The 4,974-nt window shown below is 64.4% G+C and carries 7 protein-coding genes and 1 pseudogene; 4 read left to right on the forward strand and 4 right to left on the reverse strand.

Annotation, left to right across the window (positions count from 1 at the left end):
* A pseudogene (locus I71_RS17245) lies at window positions 1-370 on the forward strand (hypothetical protein); the annotation flags it as partial.
* On the opposite strand, the gene I71_RS17250 reads toward I71_RS17245, so the two are convergent.
* A complete protein-coding gene (locus tag I71_RS17250) occupies window positions 336-890 on the reverse strand; it encodes an MgtC/SapB family protein (protein ID WP_042696075.1) in 555 nt (184 codons plus the stop codon). The pseudogene I71_RS17245 and the gene I71_RS17250 sit on opposite strands and share 35 nt — an antisense overlap.
* Before the next feature lie 439 nt (window positions 891-1,329).
* Here I71_RS17250 and I71_RS17255 point away from each other — a divergent pair, with 439 nt between their 5' ends.
* On the forward strand, window positions 1,330-2,466 hold the full coding sequence (locus I71_RS17255) for a type III PLP-dependent enzyme (RefSeq protein ID WP_042696076.1): 1,137 nt from the start codon (window positions 1,330-1,332) through the stop codon (window positions 2,464-2,466).
* A gap of 217 nt (window positions 2,467-2,683) precedes the next feature.
* Here the strand turns inward: I71_RS17255 and I71_RS17260 are convergent, their stop codons facing one another.
* Window positions 2,684-2,896 (reverse strand): DUF1127 domain-containing protein, encoded by a 213-nt coding sequence (locus I71_RS17260; protein ID WP_042696077.1) that lies wholly within the window; start codon window positions 2,894-2,896, stop codon window positions 2,684-2,686.
* A gap of 313 nt (window positions 2,897-3,209) precedes the next feature.
* On the opposite strand from I71_RS17260, the gene I71_RS17265 reads away from it, so the two are divergent.
* Both I71_RS17265 and I71_RS17270 read left to right on the forward strand, forming a co-directional pair.
* On the forward strand, window positions 3,210-3,923 hold the full coding sequence (locus I71_RS17265) for an HAD family hydrolase (RefSeq protein WP_042696078.1): 714 nt from the start codon (window positions 3,210-3,212) through the stop codon (window positions 3,921-3,923).
* Window positions 3,924-3,935: 12 nt separating this feature from the next.
* Window positions 3,936-4,298 (forward strand): cupin domain-containing protein, encoded by a 363-nt coding sequence (locus I71_RS17270; protein WP_199902204.1) that lies wholly within the window; start codon window positions 3,936-3,938, stop codon window positions 4,296-4,298.
* A gap of 9 nt (window positions 4,299-4,307) precedes the next feature.
* Here the strand turns inward: I71_RS17270 and I71_RS17275 are convergent, their stop codons facing one another.
* Entirely contained in the window at window positions 4,308-4,541 is a 234-nt protein-coding gene (locus I71_RS17275; protein ID WP_042696079.1) for a hypothetical protein, read from the reverse strand.
* A gap of 132 nt (window positions 4,542-4,673) precedes the next feature.
* Window positions 4,674-4,974, reverse strand: a 301-nt coding sequence (locus tag I71_RS17280) for a tripartite tricarboxylate transporter permease (protein WP_042696080.1), incomplete at its 5' end; no start/stop codon positions are given.

Here is a 4,974-nt window from a genome sequence, read left to right on the forward strand (position 1 = left end):
GGATGATCCGCATCGGCACGCTGCTGTCGCTGGGTGGAGGTGTCGGCGCGGGGTGCTGGCGCTGGCCGGGGTGCTGCACCTGCTGTCCATCGTGGTACCGGTCTTCCTGTTCATCCTCGGCGCCGGCCTGACCCTGCCGAACGCCAGCGCCAACGCCGTCGGTCCCTACCCCACCATGGCCGGGCTGGCCTCCTCGCTTCTGGGTTTCGCGCAGATGTCCATCGCCGCCGTCATCGGCATCGTCGTCGGCCACCTGAACAACGGCACCGCCGTGCCGATGATGGGCGCCATCGGGCTGGGAGGGCTGGGGGCGCTGCTGGCGCACCGGCTGCTGGTCATCCCCGCGGCGACGAGCGGGCGATCCGCCTGATCCGGCCATGATGCGAGGCATGGCGGGAGGCGGAGCGGCGTTCCCGTGCCTTGCGCTCCTCCTCGCCCAGCTGCGGGAAACGGTCCAGCAGGATGGTGAAAAGGATCGTCACGATCAGGCACAGGCCCAGCGTCATCCCCGCCAGCGTGTAATATCCGGCGCCGCAAGCGATCCCCAGCCCCCCGGCCACCCAGATGACCGCCGCGGTGGTTGCCCCGCGCACGCTGTCGCCGGACCGGAACATCACCCCGGCGCTGATGAAGCCCACCGCCTGCGCCACGCCCTGGATGACACGCACCGGGTCGCTCGGCCGGTCGTCCGCCGTCGCCTGCAGCCCGGCGAACAGCTCCAGGGCCACCATCGTGGTCAGCGCGCAGCTGATGGATATCAGCGTATGCGTGCGCAGCCCCGCCGCCTTGCCGCGCATTTCGCGGTCGAGTCCCAGCAAAGCACCGCACAGGGCCGCCGCCAGCAGCCTCAACCCCATTTCCTCCACGGTCAGAACCGTAGTCAAGCCCATGAAATCACTCCGGTTTTTCGGCATCCCAAACGGTCTGCCACTTTTTTGGAGCGGACCGCATTTTTCACTTTGCATTCGTTCGCGTTGGATCTATGTAACGCGAACTCGCAAGCGCACGTGCCGCTGGCCCGCCCCTCGGCGTCTCCGAGATGTGGTTATGCAACGACGTAACGCGTGATCCCCGACCGTCCCTTAAACAAGGCGGCGACTTGGAGGTTACGATGGTTGATGTTGTTGTGGGTGGGCGCGTGCTCACCCGTCTCCGAAATTTGCCGCTCCTGGACCATACGGACAGAACAGGTTTCTGTACGGGGCAATCCAGTATTGGCGGCCTGAGCGCCTGATCAGCTTTCTCAGTTGCTGATCGGCCCGCCCGGCCGCTCCGTTTCCCCCGACTTCGCCCGTTCCGTTCCATCATCTTGCGTCCCAGGAGACTGAGATGACCCAGAAGATTGCGCGCTTTTTCGAAGAGCAGCGCCCGCAGACCCCTTGCCTCGTCATCGATCTGGACGTGGTCGAGCAGAACTACAACGATCTGCACGACGCCCTGCCCGACGCCCGCATCTTCTATGCGGTGAAGGCGAACCCGGCCGCGGAAATCCTCAGCCTGCTGGCCCGTCTCGGCTCCGCCTTCGACTGCGCCTCGGTCCCGGAAATCCAGATGGCGCTGGCCGCCGGCGCCAGCCCGGACCGCATCTCCTTCGGCAACACCATCAAGAAGGAAAGCGACATCCGTCGCGCCTTCGAGCTGGGCGTGTGCCTGTTCGCCTTCGACAGCGAGCCGGAACTGGAGAAGATCGAGCGCGCCGCCCCCGGCGCCCGTGTCTTCTGCCGCATCCTGACCTCGGGCGAGGGCGCCGAATGGCCGCTGTCGCGCAAGTTCGGCTGCGACCTGGCGATGGCTCGCGCGCTGCTGCTGAAGGCCCGCGACATGGACGTGCAGCCCTATGGCGTGTCCTTCCATGTCGGCTCGCAGCAGAAGGACCTGATGCAGTGGGACCACGCCATCTTCCAGGTGGCGCAGCTGTTCCGCGAGCTTGAGGTGCTGGGCGTCGACCTCGGCATGATCAACCTGGGCGGCGGCTTCCCCACCCGCTACCGCACCGACGTGCCGGAATGCACCGCCTACGGCCAGGCGATCTTCGATTCGCTGCGCACCCACTTCGGCAACCACCTGCCGGAGACCATCGTGGAGCCCGGCCGCGGCATGGTCGGCAGCGCCGGCATCATCGAGAGCGAAGTGGTCCTGGTGTCGCGCAAGTCGGCCGAGGATACCAAGCGCTGGGTCTATCTCGACATCGGCAAGTTCGGCGGCCTGGCCGAGACAATGGACGAGGCGATCCAGTACCCGATCGAGGTGCTTGGCGACGAGCATGACGAGGACCGCGAGGCGGTGATCCTGGCCGGCCCGACCTGCGACAGCGCCGACGTGCTGTACGAGCGTGCCGACTACAAGATGCCGATGGGCCTGAAGGCCGGCGACCGTGTACGCATCCATGCCACCGGCGCCTACACCACGACCTATTCGGCCGTCTGCTTCAACGGCTTCGAGCCGCTCAAGCACTACTGCATCTGAGGAGAAGGGCGGGGCGGCACACCCTGCCCGTTTCCAGATCCGTCAAGAAAAGCCCGCCGCCGGAGTGAACCGGCAGGCGGGATTTTCTTTTTCTGACCGTCTGTTTTTTGTGCAGCTTATTTCTTAGGCAGGCTCGGGCGCCGGGCAAAGAAAAAGGCCGCTTCCGATCAACGGAAGCGGCCTTTTCCGGTGCGTTCGCCGGCCGGCGTGCAAGCGCTCATTCGCGCCAGAACGGCTTCGACATCTCGCGATCGGCGTCCAGACGGCTGAAGCCGATGTCCTGCAGCATACGGTCGTCCAGATAACCCAGTTCGCGGCGGGTGATGACACGCTGGCGCCACAGGCCCAGCAGGTTCGAGGCGGCTTCGACGATATGGCCGAAGGTGGTGGTGGCGTGGCCGGTCTCAGCCGAATGCAGAAGGGTAGCCATGATGGAGATTCCTGAGATGTCTTGTTATGGAGGGTCCGCCGGTCAGCGATCACGTCCTCCTTGTGTGGAAATATAATTACGCCTCTTTCAGGCATGTTGCCACCCCCGGCGGCAACATGCCCGCTTTGCAGGCAGCGAAGAACTCGCCATGGAATGTCACCGATCTGTGGCAAAATCGTCATTGCGGATACTTACGGTTCGCCAGACTGACAATAAAGAACTCCCGCGGAGATGCCCCCTGGACAGAGCAGCCCGACTTGAGCGATGTATTGTTTTACTTACGGACCAATCCAGCGGACCAGTGGACAGGCCCATGAACAGCATCCCCGCCCCTGCCGGCCAGCAGTTCGAGGTCATCGGCTTCGATGGCGACGACACGCTCTGGCACAATGAATCGCTGTTTTCGATGACCCAGGACCGCTTCCGTGCCCTGCTGGCCCATGCCGCCGACCCAAACGTTCTCGACCGCCGCCTGCTGGAGGCGGAGCGGGCGAACCTCCGCGTCTATGGCTACGGCATCAAAGGCTTCGTACTGTCGATGATCGAGACGGCGATTACCGTCACCGACGGCAATGTGCCGGCGCGCGACCTGCAAAGCCTGATCGACTTCGGCAAGGCCATGCTGGAGCATCCGGTCGAGCTGCTGCCCGGCGTGCAGGAGGTGATGGAGACGCTGGCCGGACGCCACCGGCTGGTGCTGATCACCAAGGGCGACCTGTTCGACCAGGAGAGCAAGATTGCACGATCCGGCCTGTCTGAGCTGTTCCACGCGGTGGAGATCGTCAGCGAGAAGGACCCGGCCACTTATCGCCGGGTGATGGACCGCCACGGCATCGACCCGACGCGGTTCCTGATGGTCGGCAATTCGGTGCGCTCCGATATCCTGCCGGTGCTGGCGACCGGTGCCCATGCCGTCCACATCCCCTATGCCATCACCTGGGCGCATGAGGAGGCCGATGTGCCGGACGAGCATTACCGCCGGCTGGAGTCGGTCCGCGATTTGCCGGCGCTGCTGGCTGACTGGTGAGGAACCCTGACGATGACCCTGTCCACCTCCCTGTCGCTTCTGGCCGACTCCGACGGCATCATGCCCGAAGCCGGCGCTCCGGCCGCCGACCGCATCCTGTCGGGGACGCCGGTCTTCACCACCTGGAACGGATACGAGTCGGCCGATGGCAAGCGGTTCGCCGGTACATGGCGCTCGACTACCGGCTCCTGGCGCATCGTTTACGACGAATGGGAATATTGCGAGATCCTGGAGGGCGAGAGCATCGTCGCCCATGACGATGGACGGTCATGGACCCTGAAGGCCGGGGACCGTTTCGTCATCGAACCGGGATTCCAAGGAAGCTGGACTGTGGTCGAGACCACCACCAAACGCTATGTGGTGGTCCTGCCCTGACGCACCCGGTCAGCCGGTGATCTCGATGGAGTGCTGGGCAGCGTTGTGGCCGAGGATGGTGACGGCCTTGCGCCCGATCTCCACCGCCAGAACCCCCAGGACCAGCATGGAGGCGACCAGCATCAGCCGGGCGATGTCGCGCGACCAGCCGCGCTTGCGGGCATTGGCGCGGCGGTGTTCACGCAACACGGCCCGCGCCCCACGGCGGCTCAGGCGCTGTCCCATCCAAGCGGTGGCGGCCATGATGCACTCCCTCATCATCCCGAACAATCTATATGCTTTTATATAAAATTTTATCTTGTTTGGCAAGATACGGGTCCTGCCGCGGGATGCCGCAGGACCCGATCCAGGCAACCCGAACATGGAAGGCGCTCGCTATTCCTTGAACGCCACCTCGCGCTGGCGACGGAAGGCCGGCAGCAGGATCAGAGCCAGCAGTCCGGCCGCCACCGCCATCAGACCGGCACTGATCGGCCGGGTGACGAAGACGGTCAGATCGCCATGCGACAGCAGCATCGCCCTGCTCAGATTCTCTTCGAGCAACGGACCGAGGACGAAGCCGAGCAACAGGGGCGCCGGCTCGCAGTCCAGCTTTTTCAGCACATAGCCGAACAAGCCGAAGCCGGCCATCATCACCACGTCGAAGACGTCGTTGCGCCAGCTATAGGTGCCAATG

Origin of the sequence: Azospirillum sp. B506, from assembly GCF_000333595.1 — a bacterium.
GTDB lineage: Bacteria > Pseudomonadota > Alphaproteobacteria > Azospirillales > Azospirillaceae > Azospirillum.